This window comes from Paracoccus onchidii, assembly GCF_028294535.1.
GTDB classification, from domain to species: domain Bacteria; phylum Pseudomonadota; class Alphaproteobacteria; order Rhodobacterales; family Rhodobacteraceae; genus Paracoccus; species Paracoccus onchidii.
In genome coordinates, this window is sequence record NZ_JAQBIE010000002.1 from 107,762 (window position 1) to 128,579 (window position 20,818).

Annotated in this window: 21 protein-coding genes; 6 read left to right on the forward strand and 15 right to left on the reverse strand. The window is 59.0% G+C overall.

The features are described 5' to 3' along the window. Position 1 precedes the first annotated feature (1 nt). From PAF17_RS01995 to PAF17_RS02005, 3 genes are read right to left on the reverse strand one after another with little or no spacing between them, the layout of a single operon-like run. A complete protein-coding gene (locus PAF17_RS01995; protein WP_271887410.1) occupies positions 2–1,054 on the reverse strand; it encodes a sugar phosphate isomerase/epimerase family protein in 1,053 nt (350 codons plus the stop codon). A gap of 27 nt (positions 1,055–1,081) precedes the next feature. Next, a complete protein-coding gene (gene xylA / locus PAF17_RS02000; protein ID WP_271887411.1) occupies positions 1,082–2,386 on the reverse strand; it encodes a xylose isomerase in 1,305 nt (434 codons plus the stop codon). Next, positions 2,383–3,426 (reverse strand): LacI family DNA-binding transcriptional regulator, encoded by a 1,044-nt coding sequence (locus PAF17_RS02005; protein ID WP_271887412.1) that lies wholly within the window; start codon positions 3,424–3,426, stop codon positions 2,383–2,385. Before PAF17_RS02005 ends, xylA begins: the two co-directional genes overlap by 4 nt. 159 nt (positions 3,427–3,585) lie before the next feature. On the opposite strand from PAF17_RS02005, the gene PAF17_RS02010 reads away from it, so the two are divergent. Next, positions 3,586–4,038: a hypothetical protein gene (locus tag PAF17_RS02010; protein WP_271887413.1), complete on the forward strand. Its 453-nt coding sequence runs from the start codon at positions 3,586–3,588 to the stop codon at positions 4,036–4,038. Positions 4,039–4,042: 4 nt separating this feature from the next. Here PAF17_RS02010 and PAF17_RS02015 read toward each other — a convergent pair whose 3' ends face one another. The 8 genes from PAF17_RS02015 to PAF17_RS02050 form a co-directional block, all read right to left on the reverse strand. Then, the gene (locus tag PAF17_RS02015) at positions 4,043–4,780 is read right to left on the reverse strand and encodes an ABC transporter permease (protein WP_271887414.1); all 738 of its coding nucleotides are present in this window, start codon (positions 4,778–4,780) and stop codon (positions 4,043–4,045) included. Further along, positions 4,777–5,712: an ABC transporter ATP-binding protein gene (locus tag PAF17_RS02020; protein ID WP_271887415.1), complete on the reverse strand. Its 936-nt coding sequence runs from the start codon at positions 5,710–5,712 to the stop codon at positions 4,777–4,779. Before PAF17_RS02020 ends, PAF17_RS02015 begins: the two co-directional genes overlap by 4 nt. Further along, positions 5,709–6,842 (reverse strand): ABC transporter permease, encoded by a 1,134-nt coding sequence (locus PAF17_RS02025; protein WP_271887416.1) that lies wholly within the window; start codon positions 6,840–6,842, stop codon positions 5,709–5,711. The genes PAF17_RS02020 and PAF17_RS02025 overlap by 4 nt, the downstream gene beginning before the upstream one ends. 66 nt (positions 6,843–6,908) lie before the next feature. Beyond that, positions 6,909–7,820 (reverse strand): glycine betaine ABC transporter substrate-binding protein OsmF, encoded by a 912-nt coding sequence (gene osmF / locus PAF17_RS02030; RefSeq protein ID WP_271887417.1) that lies wholly within the window; start codon positions 7,818–7,820, stop codon positions 6,909–6,911. A 111-nt stretch (positions 7,821–7,931) separates the two neighbouring features. Beyond that, positions 7,932–8,762, reverse strand: a complete 831-nt coding sequence (locus tag PAF17_RS02035) for a metal ABC transporter permease (RefSeq protein ID WP_271887418.1) — start codon at positions 8,760–8,762, stop codon at positions 7,932–7,934. Beyond that, on the reverse strand, positions 8,762–9,625 hold the full coding sequence (locus tag PAF17_RS02040; RefSeq protein WP_271887419.1) for a metal ABC transporter permease: 864 nt from the start codon (positions 9,623–9,625) through the stop codon (positions 8,762–8,764). The genes PAF17_RS02035 and PAF17_RS02040 overlap by 1 nt, the downstream gene beginning before the upstream one ends. After that, positions 9,622–10,509, reverse strand: a complete 888-nt coding sequence (locus PAF17_RS02045) for a manganese/iron ABC transporter ATP-binding protein (protein ID WP_271887552.1) — start codon at positions 10,507–10,509, stop codon at positions 9,622–9,624. The genes PAF17_RS02040 and PAF17_RS02045 overlap by 4 nt, the downstream gene beginning before the upstream one ends. Before the next feature lie 53 nt (positions 10,510–10,562). Continuing rightward, positions 10,563–11,462, reverse strand: a complete 900-nt coding sequence (locus PAF17_RS02050) for a metal ABC transporter substrate-binding protein (RefSeq protein WP_271887420.1) — start codon at positions 11,460–11,462, stop codon at positions 10,563–10,565. 145 nt (positions 11,463–11,607) lie between these two features. On the opposite strand from PAF17_RS02050, the gene PAF17_RS02055 reads away from it, so the two are divergent. The 5 genes from PAF17_RS02055 to PAF17_RS02075 all read left to right on the forward strand — a co-directional run bounded on the left by PAF17_RS02055 (position 11,608) and on the right by PAF17_RS02075 (position 16,530). Next, entirely contained in the window at positions 11,608–12,027 is a 420-nt protein-coding gene (locus PAF17_RS02055; protein ID WP_271887421.1) for a Fur family transcriptional regulator, read from the forward strand. Between the two features lie 131 nt (positions 12,028–12,158). After that, entirely contained in the window at positions 12,159–12,887 is a 729-nt protein-coding gene (locus PAF17_RS02060) for an SDR family oxidoreductase (RefSeq protein WP_271887422.1), read from the forward strand. Positions 12,888–12,917: 30 nt separating this feature from the next. Next, positions 12,918–14,555 (forward strand): FGGY-family carbohydrate kinase, encoded by a 1,638-nt coding sequence (locus PAF17_RS02065; RefSeq protein ID WP_271887423.1) that lies wholly within the window; start codon positions 12,918–12,920, stop codon positions 14,553–14,555. Continuing rightward, positions 14,552–15,229 (forward strand): HAD family hydrolase, encoded by a 678-nt coding sequence (locus PAF17_RS02070; RefSeq protein WP_271887424.1) that lies wholly within the window; start codon positions 14,552–14,554, stop codon positions 15,227–15,229. Before PAF17_RS02065 ends, PAF17_RS02070 begins: the two co-directional genes overlap by 4 nt. A gap of 98 nt (positions 15,230–15,327) precedes the next feature. Next, on the forward strand, positions 15,328–16,530 hold the full coding sequence (locus tag PAF17_RS02075) for a bifunctional alpha/beta hydrolase/OsmC family protein (RefSeq protein WP_271887425.1): 1,203 nt from the start codon (positions 15,328–15,330) through the stop codon (positions 16,528–16,530). A 312-nt stretch (positions 16,531–16,842) separates the two neighbouring features. Here PAF17_RS02075 and PAF17_RS02080 read toward each other — a convergent pair whose 3' ends face one another. The 4 genes from PAF17_RS02080 to PAF17_RS02095 form a co-directional block, all read right to left on the reverse strand. Beyond that, the gene (locus tag PAF17_RS02080) at positions 16,843–17,859 is read right to left on the reverse strand and encodes a zinc-binding alcohol dehydrogenase family protein (protein WP_271887426.1); all 1,017 of its coding nucleotides are present in this window, start codon (positions 17,857–17,859) and stop codon (positions 16,843–16,845) included. 11 nt (positions 17,860–17,870) lie between these two features. Further along, the gene (locus PAF17_RS02085; RefSeq protein ID WP_271887427.1) at positions 17,871–18,662 is read right to left on the reverse strand and encodes an ATP-binding cassette domain-containing protein; all 792 of its coding nucleotides are present in this window, start codon (positions 18,660–18,662) and stop codon (positions 17,871–17,873) included. Between the two features lie 72 nt (positions 18,663–18,734). After that, positions 18,735–19,673 carry an ABC transporter substrate-binding protein gene (locus tag PAF17_RS02090; protein ID WP_271887428.1) on the reverse strand — a complete coding sequence of 313 codons (939 nt, stop codon included), beginning with the start codon at positions 19,671–19,673 and terminating at the stop codon, positions 18,735–18,737. A gap of 40 nt (positions 19,674–19,713) precedes the next feature. Next, a complete protein-coding gene (locus PAF17_RS02095) occupies positions 19,714–20,736 on the reverse strand; it encodes an ABC transporter permease (RefSeq protein ID WP_271887429.1) in 1,023 nt (340 codons plus the stop codon). Positions 20,737–20,818 lie beyond the last annotated feature (82 nt).

The window sequence follows — 20,818 nt, forward strand, 5'->3', positions numbered from 1 at the left end:
CTCAGATCCCCAGCATCCTGCGATTGGCGGCATCATCGGTGCCCCCGCCCGCGAAATCGTCAAATGCCTTTTCGGTGACCCGAATGATATGATCGCGAACGAAGCTCGCGCCTTCGCGGGCACCATCTTCGGGATGCTTCAGGCAGCATTCCCATTCGACCACAGCCCAGCCATCAAAGTCATTCGCCGTCAAACGGGAAAACACGGCCCCGAAATCGACCTGACCATCCCCAAGCGACCGAAAGCGCCCCGCCCTGTCGACCCAGGATTGAAACCCGCCGTAGACACCTTTGCGCCCATTCGGGTTGAACTCGGCATCCTTGACATGGAACATGCGGATCCGGTCTTTGTAGATGTCAATGTTCTCAATGTAATCAAGACATTGAAGAACATAATGCGACGGATCATACAACATGCAGGCACGCGCATGATCGCCGGTCCGGTCCAGGAACATTTCATAGCTGTCGCCATCATGCAGGTCTTCGCCGGGATGGATTTCATAACAGATATCAACGCCGCATTCTTCGGCATGATCCAGCAGCGGACGCCACCGAGCCGCCAGTTCATCAAAGGCGGCCTCGACCAGACCGGCAGGACGTTGGGGCCACGGATAGACAAAAGGCCAGGCCAACGCGCCCGAAAAGCTGGCCATCGCGCCCAACCCCATATTGCGAGACGCATCAAGCGCCTTTCTAACCTGGTCGACGGCCCATTCCTGTCGTGCCTTGGGGTTTCCACGCACCTCGGGGGCAGCGAAACCATCAAAGGCTTCGTCATAGGCGGGATGCACCGCGACCAGCTGCCCCTGCAAATGGGTCGACAGCTCGGTCACCTCGACGCCGTTCCGGGCCGCAATACCCTTGAATTCGTCGCAATAGTCGCGGCTTTGCGCGGCGCGGGAAAGGTCGATCAGGCGCCCGTCCCAACTGGGCACCTGAACGCCCTTATAGCCGCAATCGGCCGCCCATTTCGTGATACTGTCCCAGCTGTTAAATGGCGCTTCATCCCCGGCGAATTGCGCCAGAAACAAGGCCGGTCCCTTGATCGTCTTCATCTCTTCCTCCCCGATCCGGCAACACTATCAGACATAGCGGTTCACCAGATTCTCCAGAATTTCCTGTCGCCCGGATACGGGATCAGGATTCAGGCCGTCTGCCAATGCCTTGTCGGCAATGGCTTCCAAACTTGCATCCGGGCCCAGCATTGCTTGCGCCTCGGGTCGTTGCCATCCGGCATATCTTTCGCGCCTTGCGTCCTCGAGGCGATTTTCGTCCAACATATTTGCCGCTGCCCTGAGGCCCCGTGCGCAGACATCCATCGCCCCTGCATGCGCCGCGACCAGATCCACGGGATCCAATGACTGACGCCGCAACTTGGCGTCGAAATTGGTTCCACCGGTGGTGAAGCCGCCAGCCTTAAGAATTTCGTAATAAGCCAGCGCGACCTCGGGGACGTTATTTGGAAACTGATCCGTGTCCCAACCCGATTGATAATCGTTGCGGTTCATATCTATCGAACCAAACAGCCCCAAGGCATTTGCCATCGCGAGTTCATGTTCAAAGCTATGCCCGGCCAGGATTGCATGGCCCTGTTCGATGTTCAGCTTGACCTCATTTTCCAAGCCATACCGTTTCAGGAAGCCATAGACCGTCGCCACGTCGAAATCATATTGATGCTTGGTCGGTTCCTGCGGCTTGGGTTCGATCAGGATGGCACCCTTGAACCCGATCTTGTGTTTGTGCTCGACAACCAGCGACAGAAAGCGGCCCATGTGGTCCAGCTCTTGCCCCGGATCGGTGTTCAGCAGGGTTTCATAGCCTTCCCGCCCGCCCCACAGCACATAATTCTCTCCGCCCAAACGGTGCGTCACTTCCAGACAATCGCGCACAGTCGCTGCCGCATAGGCGAAAACATCCGGGTCAGGATTCGTGGCGGCGCCTGACATATAGCGGCGATTGGTGAACAAATTGGCCGTGCCCCATAGCAGCCGTGGCCCACCATCCGCCATCTTTTCTGAAAAGATATCGGCTATCCTGTTCAGGCGATCCCGGCTTTCGGCAAGGTTGTCGCCTTCGGGGCGGACATCATGGTCGTGAAAGCAGAAGAACGGCACACCCAGAATGCGAAAGAACTCGAACGCGGCATCGGCACGTTGCTCGGCCAGTTCCATTGTGTCTGCAGGAAACCACGGACGCTCGAATGTGCGCCCGCCAAACGGATCACCACCTTCCCAGCCAAAGCTGTGCCAATAGGCAACCGCAAAGCGCAGATGATCGGACATGCGTTTGCCCATGACCAATTCATCCGGATTGTAATGGCGAAATGCCAATCCGTCACTGGCCGGATCGAAGCTCAGGGGGGGAATTGAATCGAAATATCCACTCATGCGTGTTCTCCGTCGCCGGTCGGACCGGGCAGGTTATCTTTCAGATAGATTGTCGGTGTAATCTCGGCCTGTATGGGCACCTCGCCATCAACGATTGCCTTCATGGCATCCAGCGCCTGAGCGATTTCCTCGGCAGGTTTCTGATCGATCACCGCATCGACAAGACCACCTTCCAGAGCCACGCGGGAATGTGGCGACAATTCGTGCAGCACCACAAAAGGACGCGCGCCGCCCATCTCACCAAGGATCCTGATCAGCGCCCTGTTGCCGGCGCCGATCGAATAAATTCCCGTTATGTCCGGATCCATTGTCAGAACCTTGCCGACATGTTCCAGCATCCTGTCAGGTCGGTCCATGACCTCAAGCGCGGGCAATAACGATATTCCGCCAACCCCGGCAAGAACATCGCTGACGCCGCGCAGACGTTCGCGGTGATCGCGAACGCCCAGCTTGCCAAGTATCGGCAGGATACGACCGTATCTTGCGGTATGGGCCAAGCCGATCAACCGTCCCGCGGTTCGACCCGCAGCGATATTGTTGATGCCGATATAGGCGGCACGCGCATGGCTTTCGACGTCGGAAACCAGTGTGACCACCGCGATACCCAGCCCTGCCAATCGCGCCACCGCCGCACCCAGCCGGTCGGAATCCGCCCCGACTATTGCCACGCAATCGCAATCGCCCTCGGCAATTGACGCCAACTCTATGGCCAGCGCATCGGCATCCAGCGCGGGCACATCATGCACATCGACATTGATACGATCCAGCGCACGTGCCCGCCCCTGATCCTGCGCGGCATCACGCAAGACCGAGAAGAAACCATGATCTCCCTGTGGCAGATAGAACCTGAAACGATAGCTGCGGCGTCGCGACAGATTTGCCGCGTGAATATCACGGCGATAGCCAAGCTCTTGGATGGCGTGCTGGACGCGCAGGATCGACTTTTCTGCCACCCCTCCACGCTGATTCAGCACGCGGTCGGCGGTTGAATAGCTGACACCTGCGGCCCGCGCCACATCATGCAGCGTCGGATTGCGCATACCCGAATCTCCTCCCTTAGCCCAACATCGCGCTGAAAATGATTGACGTCAATCATTTTATGACAGACGTCTTTCAAATTTACCCTTTCGCTCTGTTCCGGCTTGAGCCGCGCCTTTTGCACATGCATGATTTCACAAGACTGAGAAAAGGTGAGCACCATGTTTCTAGTGCGATTGGGCAAGGCAATCAGAAACCTCGCGCTCGCGTTGATCAACGCAACGCTCATCCTGCTGGCGATATGCCTGTGGTTTGGATGGAAGCTGATGGCCGAGGTCAACGGCGTCACCCAGAACATGGCAAGCAATCTGGTATCGGCGCAGCCCGCGCTCGATCGCATTGATACCTTGCGCGCTGAAATCGTTGGACTGCGCACGGATCTGGCAGATCTGCGGGAAACTGGCAGTGACACGGCCGATGCAGCCGTTGCGAAACTGCAAGACCGGGCCGCCGGACTGGAGGCCCGACTCGCGGAATTTCAGAACATGTCCCAATATCTTGCCGATGATCCCGGGATCATCCTTGATCGCGCTGTGTCAACGGCGGTTACGCAATTGGCCCACGAGGCGCAGGGCATGCTGCAATGCAAGATCGCGCCAACCGCCGCAGACTAGGGCGTCAGCCCTGCCCGGCACGCCGGGACATGCGCCGCTCCAGTGCCACGAACCCGTCATGGACCAAGACAGCGATGGCCCCGACCACAAGCCCCCCTTGCAGGATGAACGCGATATTGTTTGACAGCAGTCCCGCGATGATCACCTCGCCAAGCGTCCGGGCCGCCACAGTCGATCCGATGGTCGCCGTTGAAATCGCGATCACGGTCGACAACCTGACACCGCCAAGAATGACCGGCATCGCCAATGGCAGCTCTACCTGCCACAGGCGTTGCCGGTCAGACATGCCCATCCCGCGCGCGGCCTCTTGAACGGTCGGCGGCAGGTTGGATAACCCGGTCATGGTATTCTCAAATATCGGCAACAAGCCATAAAGGAACAACGCCACAAGGGTCGGGCCATTGCCGAACCCCATCGCGGGAACGGCTAGGGCCAGAACGGCAATCGGTGGAAAGGTTTGCCCGATATTGGCCAAGGCACGGGACAACGGAAGGAACTCGGACCAGTTTGGGCGCGTCACCAGAACCGCCAGCCCAACCGCGATCACGGTCGCGCCTAACACCGCCGTCACCACGATGGCCATATGATTCAACGCCAGCGACAACAGATCGCTTTGCACATAGATCGGCGGCGCACCGCGCGTCGTGAACAACGCAAAGAACGGGGCAAAAACCTCTGGCTGGACAAGAAATACGGCCAAGAGCGCAAGCATTGCCAGCCGTATCAGAATGGCCATGCTCATACCGGTTTTTCCGCTTGTGATTGCAGCGCGGCGCGGGTGATGCGCCCCACCGGGGCGCCGCCCTCTTGCACCGGCGCAGCTTCGCGTCCCGACCACAACAACTCGGCATAAGCGGCGCGCGCGTTCGCCCAAGCATCGATGGCAGGACCAGAGGCCGGCCCCTTTTCGATCAGGTCGCGCACCCGTTGCAATGCCAGCATTCGAAATGGACGATCTTCGGACCCGATCAACGCTTCGACAAAGGGGGTGCCCGGACGCGCGATGATGTCTGCCGGGGGCGCGAATTGCAGCAGTCTGCCCTGATCCATCACCGCGATATTGTGACCCAGGGATATGGCTTCGTTCATGTCATGGGTCACCAGCACGATGGTCGTCCCGATGCGTCGCTGGATTGCCAACAGATCATCCTGCGCCTTGGCCCTGATGATCGGATCCAACGCGCCAAACGGCTCATCCATCAGCAGGATGTTTGGCCCCGCGGCCAACGCACGGGCAACACCCACGCGCTGTTGCTGCCCACCCGACAGCTCATGCGGCATACGGTCGCGAAACTCGCCCGGCTCCAGCCCGAACAGGTCAAGCAGCTCATCCACCCGCGCCGCAATGCGCGCCTGCTTCCAGCCCAAAAGCCGGGGAACCGTGCCAATATTGCGCCCGACACTACGATGCGGGAACAGCCCGTGCCCCTGGATCGCATAGCCAATCCTGCGCCGCAATTCATACGCCGGGATGCTGGACGTTTCCTCGCCATCGATCAGGATCCGTCCACTGCTGGGTTGAACCAACCGATTGATCATCCGCAACAATGTCGTCTTGCCCGACCCCGAGGTCCCGACGATGGTCGCGATCTCACCCGAGTTGATGGTCAATGAAACATCGTCGACCACGGTCACGCCGTCATAGATCTTGGTCAGGGATTGAAGTTCGATCATGCGCGCATGGTCCTGGTTGCAGAGCTTTCACTGATTTCGACGACGGCATCCAAAAGCACCGCCGATGCGGTCGCCAAGATCACGGTCGGCAAGGCGCCCAGCAAAATAAGGTCGGTTGCCGTCTGTCCCATACCCTGAAACACGAACACACCAAAGCCGCCGCCGCCAATCAAACCGGCAATGGTTGCAAGCCCTATGTTCTGAACAAGGACGATGCGAATACCTGTCAGGATCACGGGAAATGCCAGCGGCACTTCGACCGCCATGAATGCCTGTCGACGGGTCATCCCCATGCCGAATGCCGCATCGCGTATTCTGCCGGGCACGTTTTCCAACCCGATGACCGTATTGGAAACCACAGGAAGCAACGAATAGGCAAACAGCGCAACCATGGCCGGCGCAGCGCCGATGCCCGAAACACCGATCCTGGCCGCCCCCGGAATTGTGGCTGCGATCCAGGCCAGCGGCGCGATCAACAGGCCGAATACGGCGATCGACGGAACCGTCTGGACGATATTCAATAGGTTCAACACCGCAGATTTCAACCGCGGCACGCGAAAGCACGCCACGCCGAGGGGAACCCCTATCAGAACAGCCGCACTCAGCGAACCAAATGCCAGCAACAGGTGGCGTTCGGCCTCGCGCCAGAACGCGGCGCTGCGCACCTGATATTCGCGCAGCACGGACAGATCGTCCCACTGCCCCGACCCCAGCAAAAGCAACAACCCCACGCCCGCCAACAGCACACCCAAAATGCGCCAGATCGGCCTCAGCTTCATCTTTGCCAGCGCATCGGTCACGGTCAGCGAAAGGGCAAACAGCAAAAGCCAGAAACCGGCAGCAGGGGATACCCGGGCCAGATCATTGCCCGCAGGCGTCAGATAGCCGCCCGCCTGGCCCATCAGCACCAACAATATCGCAACGCCCCCGATCGCGCCCCCCAATCGCAAACCGGGCACACGCAGCCAGATTGATGCGATGACGCAGATCAGCAGGGCGACGATCAGGATTCCCGCCTGAAAAGCCGGCAACGCCTGCCAGATCGGCAAGGCTTCGCCCGGAACGATCCGGTTCGCGCGCAGCAGCGCCAGCGGAAGCATCGTCCCCACGGCAACGAGCGCGGCGATCAAGACGCCCAGCTTATCCGGGAGCCTGGAAAACAGACTGGGCCGGGCCGACACGACTTGGCCGCCGGATCAGTCCAACAAGCCTTCGCTGGTCATGAAATCCCTGACCACCGTATCGACCGGTTCACCGTTGATCTGCACCCGGGCATTCAGATCCTGCAACGTTTCAAGGTCAAGCTTGGCAAAGACGGGCGCCAGCAGCTCGGCGATTTCAGGATGTGCCTGAAGCACTTCGCCGCGCACCAGTGGCGCGGGTTGATAAAGAGGCTGCACATTCTTGTCATCCTGCATCACGACCAGCCCGGAAGGCCCGATACCGCCATCGGTGCCATAAACCATCGCGGCATTCACACCACTTGTGCCCCGCGCCGCTGCCGCAATGGTCGCGGCAGTATCCCCGCCGGACAGAATGACCAATTGATCCGAAGACATCTCGAAGCCATAGGTGTCTTGAAACGAAGGCAGGGCAGCCGCCGAATTCACAAACTCGGCTGATGCGGCAAGCTTGATGTCACCGCCTTCCTCGATATAGGCGCCAAGATCGCTCATGGTGGACAGGTTGTTGTCGCTGGCAACACTCCCTTGCACTGCGATGGCCCATGTGTTGTTCGCAACCGCCGGCGGAAGCCAGACGATGTCATTCGCCTCAAGATCCAACTCGGCCGCGCGCGGATAGCTGGCATCCGGGTCTTTCCAGACCGGGCTGTCGGCTTCGTTGAAGAAGAAAGCCGCGTTGCCGGTATATTCGGGATAGATGTCGATTTCGCCGGCGGTGATCGCTTCGCGCAGGATTGGCGTGCCGCCCAGCTGCAAGCGATTTTCGGTTTCGATGCCGCCGGCGTTCAGCGCCTCGACGATCATGGTCCCCAAAATGCCGCCTTCGGTATCGATCTTGGATGAAACGACGACCTGCGCAGATGCCATGCCGGTTCCAAGCGCCAAGCCGGCCGCACATAGCGACAAGAGTTTCCGAAAGTTCATAGCCACGTTCCTGTTTCGCTATTCCGGGTCAGACCGCCACATACAACACGGGCGCCCCCCATTATGTTCCGCGAAAAATCCGAGTTACAGCAGAAATGCCGGGGCGGCCCCTCAAATCGCATGCGGGCGGCGATGCAGAATGATCTTGCGCAAGAATGCCGCGACGAAAATCGCCGTCAGGATCAGGATGATTGTCGGGGCCGGCGCGCTATCGAGGAAAAAGCTCAGATAGACCCCTGCCAGCATCGAAAACAGGCAAACCAGGACCGACAGGACCAGCATTGCGCCAAAGCTTCGCACCAACAGAAATGCGATGGCCCCCGGGGCGATCAGCAACCCCACCGCAAGGATCAGCCCGGTCGCAGACAAGGTCGCCACGATGGTCAGAGACAAAAGTGTCAGCAACCCGTAATGCAACAGATTGACGCGCAGCCCTGAAGCCCGTGCCTGGGCCGGGTCAAATGCGTGCAGCATCAGATCCTTCCATTTTAGCAGCAAAGCCCCGGCGACGACGGCGCCGATCAACCCGGCAGTCCACAGATCGGACGCACCCACGCCCAACATATTTCCAAACAGGATGTGATCCAGATGCATATCGGAGGTGATCGAAGTATACAGAACGATGCCCAAACCGAACATGCCAGAGAACACGACCCCCATCACCGTGTCCTGTTTTACGCGGCTGTTGTCGGACAGATAGCCGGTTGCCAAAGCCGTCAGCATGCCGGCACCGAATGCGCCGACAATCAATGGAAATCCAAGAATATAGGCCAGAACAATGCCGGGCAGAACGGCATGGCTGATGGCATCCCCCATCAGTGCCCAGCCCTTGAGAACCAGGAAACACGACAACAGGGCAGTGGGCACCGCGACCAGCAGGGAAATCAGCAGGGCCTTTTGCATGAAGGCGAATTGCAAGGGCAGAACCAGTTGCTCCCACATCACGCACCCCCGTCAAGACGCAACGCCGCAGCAGCTTTTGCCCGCGCGGCCAACAGTCCGTGTTTCGGGGCAAACACAAAGACGGTCAGGAATATCAGCGTTTGCAGGCATACGATGATACCGCCAGTCGCCCCGTTCAGGAAATAGCTCAGATACGCACCCAGAAAGCTGGTCGTGGCCCCGATCATCACCGACAGCGCGATCAGGCGCGCAAACCGGTCGCAAAGCAGATAGGCCGTTGCGCCAGGCGTTACCACCATCGCAATCACGAGAAAGGCCCCGACCGTTTGCATCGCGGCCACGACACACGCAGACAGCAGGACAAAGAACACCGCCTTCAAAACGCCCGGACGCAGCCCGATCGAGCGCGCGTGACTTTCGTCAAAGAACACTACCATCAGGTCTTTCCATTTCAGCAGCAGGACCGCCAGCGACACGAACCCGATAATGGCCAGCTGCAGCGTATCTTCCGGAGTGATGGCCAGAATATTGCCCATGGTGATCGTCTGAACCGAAATCGCCATGGGGTTGATCGACACCATGAACAGGCCAAGTCCGAAGAAAGACGTGAAGATCAGGCCGATGACGACATCCACCTTCAACCCGGATCGATCCGACAGGAACAGCATCGCCGCCGCGGCCAATCCACCCGACAGAAACGCCCCCAGCGCGAATGGCAGGCCCAACATATATGCCCCCGCCACCCCCGGCACGACCGAATGTGACAGCGCGTCACCGATCAGCGACCAGCCTTTCAGCATCAGATAGGCCGACAGAAACGCGCAAACCGCACCCACCAGTGCGGATACCCACATCGCGTTCGTCATGTAGCCATATGAGAACGGTTCCAGCAGGATATTCATGCCTCGCCATCCTCGCGCGTATGGGTTTTGTTTCCATACTGGACCAGAGGCCGTTCATCATCTGACAGGATCGTGACATGACGGGGGTCTTCATCGTCATGCAGGGTTTCGCCACCAAGCGTGAAATGGCGCAAGACACCCCCGAATGCAGATTCGAGATTGGGGCGGGTAAAGACCGTTTCCGTCGGGCCATATGCCAACACGGTCCCCTTCACCAGAACCACACGATCGCAAAACTCTGGCACCGAGCCCAGGTTATGCGTCGAAACCAGCATCACCCGGCCTTCGGCGCGCAGCTCGCCCAAGAGGGCGATGATCTGCTCTTCCGTTTTGACATCGACACCCGTGAACGGCTCGTCCAGCAGGATCACCTGACCTTCCTGCGCAAGCGCGCGCGCAAGAAAGACCCGTTTTTTCTGTCCCCCCGACAGCTCGCCGATCTGACGATGACGAAAGTCCTGCATGTTCACCCGACTCAGGGCCTCGTCAACCGCCTGATGATCCCTGGCGGCAGGACGGCGCAGAAACCCCATATGGCCATAACGGCCCATCATGACGACATCTTCGACCAGAACGGGAAAGGACCAATCCACCTCTTCGGCCTGAGGCACATATGCGACAAGATTTTGCCGCAACGCCTGCGAGATGCTTTGGCCAAGCAGGCTGATTTCACCGCCGGCCACCCTGACAAACCCCATCATCGCCTTGAAAAGCGTAGATTTCCCGGCGCCGTTCACCCCGACCAGCGCTGTGACGGTGCCTCGTGGGATCGAGAAACTGGCATGACGCAACGCGGTGTGACCATTCCGATAGGTCACGGTCACATCCTTTGCACAGATCCCATCATGCGCCGCATCCATGGGCCGTTTCGAATTTCCGTCCATCATCTCGTGTCCTTGCCCCGGTCAGCCTTTGCCTATGCCGATCAGTTCGAGGCCTATTGTTTCAGCCCCTGAGAAAGCCCATCCGCTATCGTTGTCGACGTGACTTTCAACAGATCCAGATAAGTCGGCACGGGTCCATTCGGTTCAGACAGGCTGTCCACATAAAGATCACCGCCAAACGCAGCGCCGGTTTCACGGGCGATTTGCTGCGCGGGGGCACTGTTCACAGTGCTTTCGCAGAACACAACAGGAATGTCATGCATGCGCACGCCATCGATCACCGCGCGCACCTGTTGTGGCGTGCCCATCTGATCGGCGTTCATTGGCCACAGATACAATTCTTGCATGTCGAAATCCCGGGCGAGATAGCTGAATGCCCCTTCACAGGTCACCAGCCAGCGCTGATTTTGCGGGACTTTGGCAATCTGTTCGCGCAAAGGCTGCAAAGTGGCGCGCAGTTCGTCTTTGTAGCTTTCGGCATTCCGCTGATAGATTTGCGCGTTTTCGGGATCCTGCGCGGACAGAGCCTTAACAATATTGTCGATATAGACCTGCGCATTTTCCAATCCCATCCATGCATGGGGATTGGGCTTACCCTCATAGGCACCGGTTGCAATCGAGATCGGCTTGATTCCCTCGGTCAGCGTCACCGACGGGACGTCGCGCATATTGCCCAGGAACTGTTCGAACCACAGTTCAAGATTGAGCCCGTTCCACAGGATCAGATCCGCGCCTTGGGCGCGAACAATGTCGCGCGGAGTGGGCTCGTATCCATGGATCTCGGCACCGGGCTTGGTGATCGACACGACATCTGCCGCATCCCCTGCCACGTTCTGCGCCATATCCGCCAATACCGTGAAAGTGGTCACGACCTTCATCTTGTCTTCGGACCAGGCGGCCGTGCCGCTCGTGGCCAGTATCAGCGCAATCGCCGCCGTATTCACCGAACGCATCCAGTATTCCTTCCCAGCAAGACAACTCTGGCGCATGTAAATGCAACTCATTCGCAATAGTCAAGCTAAATGATACGCATTCGCATTTTGTTGTCGCGCCCGTTCATTCGCGCTATCTGAAAGAAAGACGACACAAGGATACCCAATGAGCGCTGAGATCAACGACCTGACACAGGCGCTGCGCGATGCGGGGCTGCGCGCCACCCAGCAGCGCATGACCCTCTTGTCGGTGCTGATGAATTCCGCCGATCATCCGAACGCGGACGAATTGTTTGTCCGCACCCGCGCCATCGACGACTCGGTGTCGCTGGCAACGGTTTATCGCACGCTTTCAGCTTTGGAAGAGGCTGGGTTGATCCGCCGCCTCAGCTTTGAAAACGAATCCGCCCGTTATGAAATCACGCCGACCGCCGATCACGACCACCTGGTCGATATCGATACAGGTGAAGTGATCGAACTGGCCAACGAGGAAATCAACCACCTGCGCGAAGAACTGGCGCGCCGCATGGGTTACGAAATTGTCAGCCATCACACGATGATCCGCGCACGCAAATCCCAAAAATGACGTTCACTTGCCGTTCGGCCTCTTTTACATTTGTATAGCCGTTCCATCTAATGTATCTCCGATTGCAACCGCAAATCGAGGAACATTGGAGGCCGCTTGCGGATATGCGGCACATCTGAACGGAGGACAGGATGAGCAACGAACTGCAGGGCAAGGTCGCCGCCGTCACGGGGGCCGCATCCGGGATTGGTCTGGAATGCGCCAAGACATTTCTGAATGCCGGCGCCAAGGTCGCACTGGTGGATCACGCAGCCGACCGGTTGCATCAGATCTGCGAAGAACTGGGACCGAGCGCCTTTCCGGTCGTCACCGACCTGACGGACCCGGCCAGCGTCGACACGATGGTTCCCCAGATCCTGCAACAGGCTGGTGGACTGGATATTTTTCATGCAAATGCAGGCGCCTATGTCGGCGGGAACGTGCTTGAAGGCGACCCTGACGAATGGGACCGCATGCTGAACCTGAATATCAACTCGGCGTTTCGATCCGTGCGGGCGGTCCTGCCGCATATGGTGGCTCGAAAAAGCGGCGACATCATCATGACCAGTTCGGTCGCGGGTGTCATTCCGGTATTGTGGGAACCGATTTACACAGCATCGAAGCACGCCGTCCAGGCATTTACCCATACCGTTCGTCGGCAGATGGCCGAACATGGCATTCGCGTCGGGGCAATCCTGCCCGGCCCGGTCGTCACCGCATTGCTGGATGACTGGCCCAAGGCCAAGATGGAAGAAGCCCTGGCGAATGGCAGCCTGATGCAACCGTCAGAGGTTGCGGAATGCGTGCTGTTCATGTTGACACGTCCACGCAATGTAACGATCCGCGATCTGGTGCTGTTGCCCAACAGCGTCGATCTGTAACCTCGGGCAGGTCAGAGGAAAGGCATCAACATGACGCAACAGGGACAGGCCGCGCATTTCCTGGGGGTAGATGTCGGGACAGGCAGCGCCCGGGCCGGCGTTTTTCGCCCCGACGGAGAACTGATCGCACATGCCAAGCGTGACATCGCATTGTATCGCGAGGATGGAAACATCGCCGAGCAATCCAGCGAGAATATCTGGCAAGCGGTTTGTGAAAGCGTTCGCGAGGCCGTCGCGCAAAGCGGCGTCGCGCCTGCAGATATCGGCGGCATCGGTTTTGACGCGACCTGTTCCCTCGTGGTTCTGGATCGCGACATGCAGCCCCTGTCGATAAGCAAGACGGGCGACAACAACCGCAATATCATTGTCTGGATGGATCACCGAGCAACCGAACAGGCCCAGCAGATCAATGCCGGCGGCCACACGGTGCTGAACTATGTCGGCGGCACGATCTCACCCGAGATGCAGACGCCGAAATTGCTTTGGTTAAAGACCCACATGCCCGACACCTATCATGCCGCCGGTGCGTTTTTCGACCTGCCCGATTACCTGACATGGCGCGCCACTGGCGATCTGGCGCGATCACGGTGCAGCGTGACTTGCAAATGGACCTATCTCGGGCATGAAGATCGTTGGGATGCGGATTTCTTCAAGAATGTCGGCCTGGACGAACTTGCCCGGGAAGGGTTCTCTCGCATCGGCAATCGCATCCTTGATGTCGGAACAGCGCTGGGTCAGGGCCTTTCCGCCGAGGCCGCACGTGATCTGGGCCTGCAATCGCAGACCCCGGTAGCCGTCAGCATCATCGATGCCCATGCGGCAGGGATCGGCACCGTCGGCGCGCAGGGCGATTACGGCGATGCAACCGCACGGATCGGCTATGTCTTCGGCACCTCGGCCTGCACGATGTCATCGTCGCGCGAAGGTCAGTTCGTGCCGGGCGTCTGGGGACCCTATTATGCCGCGATGATCCCCGGCCTGTGGCTGAACGAGGGCGGGCAATCCGCAGCAGGCGAGGCCATTGCGCATCTTGTCAGATGCCACCCCGCTTATCCCGATGCCTGCGAACGCGCCAAGGCTGCGGGCCTGCATGTTTTGTCATTCCTGTTGAATGAAATCGACGCGCTTGACCTGCCTGCCGACCAGATCATTTCACTGGCACGGCAGATGGTCGTCGTGCCCGAATTCCTTGGAAACCGCGCCCCCTTTGCCGATCCCGATGCGCGCGCCGTGATCGCGGGGCTGGATCTGGATGACAGCATGAACGGGCTGATCGCGCTCTATATTGCCGGGATCTCGGGTCTGGGATACGGCCTGCGGCAAATCCTGGAGGTTCAACGCGAAAACGGAGTAGCGCCCGAACTGGTCGTGATTAGCGGCGGGGCCGGCTCTCATCCGGTTATCAAACAACTGCTGGCCGATTCATGCGGGCTGCCACTTGCCGATACATCTTGTGACGAACCGGTCCTGCTCGGCTCGGCAATGCTCGGGGCCGTGGCTGCAGGCGCATATGAAAATGTGCCCGATGCGATGCAGGCGATGTCACGGTTGGGCAAGGTCTACACCCCGGCAAGCGGTCCTTCTGCCGCGCGGCACACCCAGCGTTACAAGGCGTTCGAAGCGCTGCAAACCGCCGCCCGGCTCACACGAAGCGAGGATCAGCCATGACCGCCCCCCTGATAATCTTCGACTGTGACGGCGTGCTGGTCGACAGTGAACCGATCTCGATCGGGCTTATGGTCGAATATTGCGCAGCGGCGCGGTTCGCGATCTCGGTCGAAGACGCCTATCGCAGCTTTCTGGGCAAACCGGTTCGCGACGCCGCAATGCATATCAAGCGCGATTTCGGCGTCACCATTCCACCAATAGATCTGGAGGATTTTCAGCGCGACATCCTGTCCCGCTTTGAGCGCGACCTGCACCCCGTGCATAACGTGACCAAGGCGCTGAAGCGGCTCGACGCACCAAAGGCCGTGGCATCGTCAAGCAACCCCGATCGCATCCACCGCTCGTTGCGCCTGACAGGCCTTGATGCCTTCTTCGGAGAAAATATCTTCAGCACCGATCAGGTGGCTCGTGGCAAACCACATCCGGACGTGTTCCTTTACGCCGCCGAAAAAATGGGTTTCCAGCCACATCACGCCATCGTGGTGGAAGACAGTCCTGCCGGCCTGATTGCCGCCAAGGCGGCCGGCATGCGCACGATCGGTTTCGCCGGCGCCAGCCATGCAAAGCCCGCAGACCTTGCTGCGGTTCTGGCCGGGCATGACCCTGATAGCCTGATCGACGACATGAACGATCTGCAACAGGCCATTGCCAGCCTTGCGACAAATGCCGCCTGACAGTTTGTTGAATTGCCCGCCACGCTGATGCCAGAATAGCGTCGATTGCTGACCGCCTCGGCACATTGCCGGACGCGCCACAGCGAAAGGAGCACGGGATGAAGTCGCTGAAACTGGAATTCCCCGGTCATGATGGCGGTCAACTGGCCACGCGCCTTGACCTGCCCGAAGGGACCATATCGGGCTATGCATTGCTGGCGCATTGCTTCACCTGCTCCAAGGACCTGATGGCTGTGCGTCGCATTGCTGCGGGGCTGGCCCGACATGGCATTGCATTGATGCGCTTTGATTTTACCGGGCTGGGCGCATCAGAGGGCGAGTTCAGCTCGACCAATTTCTCATCCAATATCGAAGATCTGAAGCGGGCGGCTAAATACCTGGCAGATCACTTCGCGCCCCCTTGCCTGCTGATCGGACATTCCCTCGGGGGCGCGGCGGTGCTGGCCGCAGCCGCTGACATTCCCGGCGTCGAGGCCGTAGCAACCATCGGCGCACCTGCCGATGTCGCGCATGTACTGCACAATTTCAGAAGTGACCTCGAACGGATCCGTGCTGATGGTCAAGCCGAAGTCAGCTTGCAGGGACGCAAATTCACCATCGAGCGCCAGTTCATCGACGATGCCTGCAACGCCCGCATGTCGGATCATATCGGAAAGCTGCACACACCCCTTCTGATCATGCACGCCCCCCGCGATGCCACCGTTGGCATCGAAAACGCGGCGCAGATATTTGAAGCGGCTAAACACCCCAAAAGCTTCGTTTCACTGGATGGTGCCGATCACCTGCTGACCCGCCCCGAGGATGCCGAATTCGTCGCCAATGTCATTGCCGGCTGGGCCTCGCGCTATCTTCGGCCAAGACCGCACATGCAGGCAACGGGTGAGGAAGGTGCAGTCCTGGTGACGGAAACGCGTTCCGGCAAATTTCAGCAAAGCATATCCGCAGGGGGCCATCACCTGCTGGCGGATGAACCCAAAAGCTATGGCGGCGATGAAACCGGACCCAGCCCGTATGATTTCGTCGCGATCGGCCTTGGTGCATGCACCTCCATGACGCTGCGGATGTGGGCCGAACGCAAGGGCCTGACCCTTGGCAAGACCGCGAAGATCGACCGTTTCGAACGTCATATCACGGTCGAAGGCCGTGTGACTGCCGATCTGGAGGCCGATATTCTGCGCATCGCCGATCTTTGCCCCGTGCACAAGACGCTGGAATCCAGCTCGGTGATTGTCACCCATATCCGCGATCGGATGGATCCAGACAATGACCAGGGAACGAACGACACCCCGTCCAAGCCCTGAGCCGCGCGCTTGCTGGGTTTCCCCTGCGTCCACCAGGCAGCGCCTGATAGATCTGGTGTTGTGACCGGTTTGCGCAGACTTTCGCGTGACTACGCCCGAACATTGACCGAAGTCAGCATGCCGACGCGGTTGCGCGTCCGATACCCGCGAAACGCAAATGACCTGCCCGTATTATCGCACCAATTTCCCCGGCGGGATCACGCGGGCGGTAACCTTGTGACCAAACGAAACATCGCTCTCAAAAGCGTTGGCCGACAGGGCAGCCACCCCATCAAGCATCGGGGTTCGGTCACAATGCGGGCGCATGATCGATCATATCAGATCGGTGACGATCACCTTGATCAAGGCGTCACGGTTCTGGGCCAGGCTGGCAAACCGGGCCGGAAGATCGGCCAGAGCGATCACCTCGGAACAAAGCGCATCACAGTCGATTTGGCCCGTCCTGATCGCCGCCATCACTTGCCGGAAATCCGCATCCAGCGCATTGCGGCTGCCAATGATACGCGCTTCACGTTTGTGAAATTCGGGATCGGAGAACCGAATGTCGTTCTTGACGACACTGACCAGAACGTAGCTGCTGCCATGCGCAAGATACTGAAATCCTGCCTCGATTGCGGCGACATTTCCCGTTGCATCGAAAACAGCGTCAAAACCGCTGCCCAGATTGCCCTCCATAAGCGGGCTGCCGCTGCGATGAACCCGCTCAAACCCAAAGCGTTGCCGTACCATGTCCAGCCGCTGCGCACTGACATCCATCATATGCACCTCGGCCCCGGCCAGACGCGCGAACAGCGCCGTGCCGATCCCGATTGGCCCTGCCCCGGTGATCAGAACCCTGTCGCCGGTTTGCGCGCCGCTGCGCGATACGGCATGCGCACCTATGGCCAGGAATTCGACCATCGCCGCCTGAATAGGCGTCAAGCCGTCCGCAGAATAAAGATTGCCTTCAGGAACCGCGGTGCGCGCGCACATGCCGCCATCGCCATGAACGCCCAGAACCGAGATATGTTCGCAACAATTCGATTTCCCGCGCTGGCAGGCACGGCATTCCCCACAGGACAAGTAAGGATTGACCACGACGAGCTCGCCCTTTGCGAAACGATCCGACCCCTCGGCCACACGCCCGCTCAGTTCATGACCGATGACACGGGGATATTCCAGATACGGATGCTTGCCTTGCAAAATATGATAGTCGGTGCCGCACAGACCAACAGCCTGAATATCAACAAGCACTTGCCCCGGCGCCGCGGTTTCAGGGCGCGGTCGTTGCGTCAGCTCAAAGCGTCCGGGTTCAACGCAGGTGCCGCAGCGCATCAGTTCATCATTCATGCCGGCATCCTTCATCCTGCGACCTCAAGGTGCCGCGGGGTCCAGTCATCGGGCAGCGCACCTTTGATAATCAAGCCGAGCACATCATCCTTGTTGACATCATGAATCGGATGGGTTCCGACATTGCGGCCCTTGTTCATCACCATCACGCGGTCACACAGATCGAACACGTCATGCATGTCATGGCTGACCAGAAAGATGCCGATGCCCTCGGCCCGCAATGTCTTGATCAGGTCAGCGACCATCGCGGTTTCAGACGGCCCCAATGCCGCGGTCGGTTCGTCCATGATCAGGATGCGCACATCGAAATATATCGCCCGGGCAATCGCGATGACCTGCCGTTGCCCGCCCGACAGGCTGGCAACCGGATCTGCCAGATTGGTGAAATTCGGATTCAGACGGCGCAGCACCTCGCGGGCTTCCGACATCATGCGCTTGTCGTCCAGATTTCCGAACCGGTCTTTCAATTCACGCCCTAGGAACAGGTTGGCAGGTGCGTCCAGATGATCGGCCAGGGCAAGTGTTTGATAGATCGTCTCGATGCCATGGTCTCGTGCGTCCTGAGGCGAAGCGATCTGCACCGGCCGGCCATTGACACGAATTGTCCCGGCATTGGGAAGCATCGCCCCTGACAACATCCGCATCAGGCAAGACTTCCCCGCCCCGTTATGTCCAAGCACACCGACAACTTCGCCCGGCATCAAGTCAACCGAGACACCATTCACGGCATGCAGGCCCCCGAAGCGTTTTTCGATGCCGATCAGTTCCACCAAAGGCGCCTGATCTTTCGCGGTCTGGTTCATGGAATGCAGCTTTCATTCGGTCGTGTGAACCCGGCGCGCCATGCAGGGGCGCGCCGGGACAGCCCAATACGATCAGTAAAGCACGTGCTGTGCTTCGGGCGTGTCAATATTGTCCTTGGTCACCAGGACCACACCGGTGTCGATGAAATCCTCGACCGCGTTGCCGGCGATGACATCCATCACGGCCTTGACCCCCATTTCGCCCATCTGGAACGACCCTTGCACCGCAGTCGCGTTCAATGTGCCGTCCTTGACGAAATCTTGCAGGTCACCATTTCCGTCAAACCCGAATGCCGCAAGCTTGCCGACCTTGCCGGCCTGCACGATCGCCCGGCCCATTCCGACCGCGGTTGGCTCGTTGGCACCAAAAATACCGACCAGATCTGAATTCGCAGCCAGAACATCCGTCGTCTGGTTCAACGCGGTGGCCATTTGCGATTGAGAATATAGCGGACCAACAATCTCGATCTGACTATTGCCGCCAAGATAGTCGACAAAACAGCCAACGCGCCCGATTTCCGAACCCACGCCCGCCACATATGACATGACGGCAACCTTGCCCTCGGTGCCGACGGCATCGATCATCGACTTGGCCACGGCTTCGCCCGCAGCACAATTATCGGTGGACAGGAAGGTCTGATAGGTGCCCTTCGCCGCGTCACCCAGACCGGAATCGATGATCGCGACCGGAATCCCGCTTTCAAAGGCGCGCTTGACAACCGGGGTCAGGGCCTCGGGATCTGACGGGGCCAGCACGATGCCTGCAACGCCCCGATTGATAGCGTTCTCGACCAGATTGACCTGATCGGCAACGGCACTTTCCGATGCCGGTCCATTGAAGGTCATCGTGTGTTCCGATTGCCCTTCGACTGCGGCAGAGGCCCCCTTGTTTACGTTCTGCCAGAAATTCGAGTTCGTCGTCTTGACGATGACGGCGATTTCGCCGGCCATCGAGGCTGCAGGCAGCAAGGCGCACAGGGCGGCTGTTGCCATCAATCTGGATTTGCTCATCTTCTTCTTTCTCCTCCCTTTGAATTACTGAAACATGCTGTCAGCGACGGCTGCGCAACTGGTCGACATAGACCGCAAGGATGACGACGACGCCGATGATGATCTGCTGAACAAAGGACGACACGCCCGACATGTTCAGCCCGTTTCGCAAGATCCCGATAATGAACGCACCGATCATCGTCCCCGAGATGTTGCCGACCCCGCCCATCAGCGATGCCCCACCGATGACAGCGGCCGCGATGGCATCCAGTTCATACATGACACCTTCGTTGGGCTGAGCAGTGATCAGCCGCGACATCAGCACGACCCCCGCCAACCCGGCCAGACCGCCTGACATCACATAAGCCAGAATCTTGGTGCGATCGGTATTCACGCCCGACAGCCGGGCCGCCTCTTCGCTGGACCCTGTGGCATAGATATGCCGCCCCAAGGGTCGCCGCCGAAGCAGGAATGACGCCAGCACCGCCACGATCGCCAACAAGATCACGGGATAGGGAATGCCGGGGAAAACAACGCGAGGAAAGCCGTTGGCCTGCATTTCGACCACCCGGAACAATGACCCATTGCCCAGCACGCCAAATGCCTCGCCCAATTGCGATATCGGTGCGGCCCCGGTCAGTTGCAGCGCTGTTCCGCGCGCGATCAACATCATGCCAAGCGTCGCGACAAAAGGTGTGATCCGCATTTTGGTCACGATCAGACCATTGATCGCGCCGCATATCGCGCCGGTCGCCACCCCGCCCAGCATGGCGGGCACCACGGGCACACCCGCCTTCACCAGCATCCCGGTCACGGTACCGGACAAGGCCAGAACCGACCCCACGGACAGATCGATCCCGCCCGTGATGATAACCATCGTCATGCCGATGCCCAGCAGGCCGATCACGGCAGTCTGCAACAATATGGTCAGACCGTTGTTCACCGAAAGGAACGCGCCATTCCCGATCGAGAACACCACGATCAGGATCAGCATCGTTAACACGGCCGACAACTTGTGGAACGCCTCTTTGGACAACCGGGCCGAAGACCCTGCCCGTCTGAGACGCTGAACCAGTTCAGCCATGAAACCTCCCTCACGGCAGTTCTAAATTATTAAAAACTTTTAATGGCATGGGTTGCTACCGGTCAACGGTTTTTTATAATTT